This window comes from Reyranella soli, assembly GCF_007992495.1.
Lineage (GTDB): Bacteria > Pseudomonadota > Alphaproteobacteria > Reyranellales > Reyranellaceae > Reyranella > Reyranella soli.
Genome location: NZ_BKAJ01000320.1, coordinates 1 through 3,136 on the forward strand (window position 1 = coordinate 1; position 3,136 = coordinate 3,136).

Annotated in this window: 4 protein-coding genes; 1 reads left to right on the forward strand and 3 read right to left on the reverse strand. The window is 67.2% G+C overall.

The window, feature by feature from the left end:
- Nucleotides 1-8: 8 nt before the first annotated feature.
- From RSO01_RS46350 to RSO01_RS46360, 3 genes are all read right to left on the reverse strand, one after another.
- Entirely contained in the window at nucleotides 9-1,229 is a 1,221-nt protein-coding gene (locus tag RSO01_RS46350) for a CaiB/BaiF CoA transferase family protein (protein ID WP_147157407.1), read from the reverse strand.
- Between the two features lie 146 nt (nucleotides 1,230-1,375).
- On the reverse strand, nucleotides 1,376-2,287 hold the full coding sequence (locus RSO01_RS46355) for a polysaccharide deacetylase family protein (RefSeq protein ID WP_147157408.1): 912 nt from the start codon (nucleotides 2,285-2,287) through the stop codon (nucleotides 1,376-1,378).
- 106 nt (nucleotides 2,288-2,393) lie between these two features.
- Nucleotides 2,394-2,894: a hypothetical protein gene (locus tag RSO01_RS46360; RefSeq protein ID WP_218037684.1), complete on the reverse strand. Its 501-nt coding sequence runs from the start codon at nucleotides 2,892-2,894 to the stop codon at nucleotides 2,394-2,396.
- A 50-nt stretch (nucleotides 2,895-2,944) separates the two neighbouring features.
- Between RSO01_RS46360 and RSO01_RS48780 the strand changes: the two genes are divergently transcribed.
- Nucleotides 2,945-3,136, forward strand: a 192-nt coding sequence (locus RSO01_RS48780; RefSeq protein ID WP_218037685.1) for a hypothetical protein, incomplete at its 3' end; no start/stop codon positions are given.

A 3,136-nucleotide genomic window follows, 5' to 3' on the forward strand; every position in this document is an offset into this window, starting at 1 on the left:
CTCCCGCACTAACCCTTCCGCTCCGTCACCGGCTCCGTGACTCGCTCGGCGCGGAGCTTGGCAAGCTCCTCCGCCTTCAGCCCTAAAAGCTCGGCCAGCACCTTCTCCGTATGCTGCCCCAAGGTCGGCGCCGGGCTCCTGATCTCGGGCTTGCCGCCGGCGTGCAGCCTGATCGGCGAGATCGGCACGCGCGTGCGGCCGCGGCGCGGATGGTCGATGTCGACCCAGAAGCCGCGCGCCTCCAGATGCGGATCGCGCGCCACCTCGCTGGCGGTCTTCACCGGCGAGCAGGGCACGTGCGCCTCGTTCAGGAGGCGCATCACCTCGGCCTTGCTGCGCGGCAGCGTCCAGGCGCCCACGATGTCGTCGATCTCCGCCATGTTGCGGGCGCGCGCCACCGTGCTCCCGTATTCGGGATGCTCGGCGAGCTCCGGACGGCCAAGCAGCTGGCACATCGACTGCCAGTGACGCTCCGCCGAGGTGAAGATCGCCACGTAGCCGTCGCTGCAGCGATAGGTGTTGTAGGGCGCCATGGCGAGCGCGGGATGACGATTGCCCGTGCGCTCGGGCACGCTGGTGTCGCCGTCCATCACCGCGCCCAGCGCCGAGGCCAGCGCGATCGTGCCGGCCTCGTGCATGGCGACCTCGACACGCTGGCCCTGGCCCGTGCGCTCTCGCTGCACCAGCGCGCCCAGGATGCCGGCGCAGAGATGGATGCCCGCCAGGAAGTCGCAGACCGCGGCGCCCGCCTTGGTCGGCGGACCGTCGGGCTGGCCGGTCGAGTTCATGATGCCGGTCATCGCCTGGACCGTGACGTCCATGGCGGCGAGGTCGCGGTAGGGCCCGTCGAGCCCGTAGCCCGAACTGCCGCCATAGACCAGCCGCGGATTGAGCTTGCTCAGCACGTCGTAGCCCAGCCCCAGCCGGTCCATGACGCCGGCCGCGAAGTTCTCGATCAGGACGTCGGCCTGCTTGACGAGATCGAGGAAGATCTCCTTGCCGCGCGGCTGCTTGAGGTCGAGGACCACCGATTCCTTGTTGGAGTTCAGCATGACCAGAGGCCACGGCTCGACCTCGCGCTTGCGCCGCCGCACGACGTCGCCCTCCGGCGGCTCGATCTTGAGCACGCGCGCGCCCATGAAGCCCAGGGTCAGGCCGCAATAGGGTCCGTTGTAGATCTGCCCGAGATCGAGGACGAGAAAGCCGTCGAGCGGGCGACGGATGGTCATGGGTGTCTCCTCAAACTAACGCACTCCGATTTGCGACCAGCGTTTCTGTCATCCCGAACGTTTCTGTCATCCTGAGCGAAGCGAAGGATCTCATGGCGATTGCAAGCGGCATGCCGGTCGAAATGCCATGAGATCCTTCGCTGCGCTCAGGATGACAACGGCGCAGGATGCACCTTCCGCCAATGTCGCGCGATGTCGACACGCCGCGTGATCCAGACGCGCGGCTGGGCGGCGAGCCAGTCGAGCACTCGGGCGAGGCCCAGCGCGCGGCCGGGATGGCCGATGATGCGATTGTGCAGGCCGAAGCTCAGCATGCGCGGCGGATCCTCCTCCAGCACGCACTGCACGGCGTTCTTGATGTAGGCGAGGTATTCGTCGCCCGACGTCATGCCCTGGCGCTGGAACCGCACGTCGTTATGGGTGATCGAGTAGGGCACGATCAGCTGTTTGCGCGAACCGACCTTCAGCCAGTAGGGCAGTTCGTCGTCGTAGGTGTCGCTGTCGTACTCGTAGCCGGCGTCGAGCAGCAGGTTGCGCGTCTGCATCGATGGTGCATAGCGGCTGTACCAGCCGGCCGGCCGCGTGCCGATGGTCCGCGTGATGCTCTCGGTCGCCAGCTCGATCTGCTTCTTCTCGTAGTCGGGCGCCATGGTGGCGTGCATTTCCCACTTGTAGCCGTGCCCGGCCACGTCCCAGCCCGCCTCGCGCATGGCCGCGCACGCCTCGGGATTGCGCTCGAGCGCGCGGGCGATGGCGAACACCGTGCAGGGCAGCTTGCGCCGGGTGAAGATGCGGTGCAGCCGCCAGAAGCCGGCCCGGCTGCCGTACTCGAACATGCTTTCGGCGCCGAGGTCGCGGCCCGCGAACGTGGCGGTCGAGCCCTCGGTCAGGGCGGTCTCGCTGGCGGGATCGCCATCGGGCACGGCGCGCTCGCCGCCCTCTTCGTAGTTGATGACGAAATTGACCGCGACGTGCGCACCGCCCAGCCACTTGGGATCGGGTGGATTGCGCCCGTAGCCCACGAAATCGCGGACGCGGCCGGCCTCTTCATCGGTCATGGATCAACCTCTCGGCCGACTGTAGCGCGAAGCAGCAGTCGATGGGCTGGTGAAGCGCTTGCGAAAGGCTATTTCGTCCGCCGGACGGAATGCCCCTGCAACAGCTCTATCGCGCGCCCTTCTTCAGCCGCGCCACCGGATCGGCGCGGACGGCGATCATGAGGAAGCGTCCCGCGAGAAAGCCGGCGCACAACGCTCCGCCGGCGGCAACGAGTGCCGGCTCCAGGACGGGCTCGCGCAGCGTCGCCGAGGTGAAATCCGTCGCGGCGACCGCGACCAGCGCGAACGCTGCCGCCAGGTGGTCCGCCGTCTGCGCGACGCGGACCGATCCGGGCGCAGGCAGAAGCTCCATCGGCAGCATGCGGCCCCGCAGGCGACCCAGGACGAAGCCGACGATCGCTCCACCGACCCACAGCGCATCGGTGGCCAGGCCGGACTCGAACACGCCAGTGAGCAGGATCAGGGCGACGACGACAGCCAGAGCCGGCGGAACGACGAGACGGGATATTCTTTGAACGCGATCGGATCTCTGATTCAGCACCATCGTCAGGCAGGTGACGGCAAAGATCAAAGTGAGGACGTTGGAAAGGCTGAGTGGTGAGATCATGGCTGCGGGACTGCGCGCTTCCGCGTGCTCAAGGGCGCCCTCGACGAGGCATGCCGCAGTTTCCCGCCTTCCTGCCGACGCAAGCAAGAGTCTTCGCTTACACGATCATGGCATCGCACACGCTGTGTGACGCGCAGTCGGCGTGCAATTCATCGCCGCGATCCGGCGAGAATCAAGCGGCGCCGATCGTGTCGATCGGCGCCGTAATTTTCTCACTCAGTCACCGCTGTCACTCCGAGCGT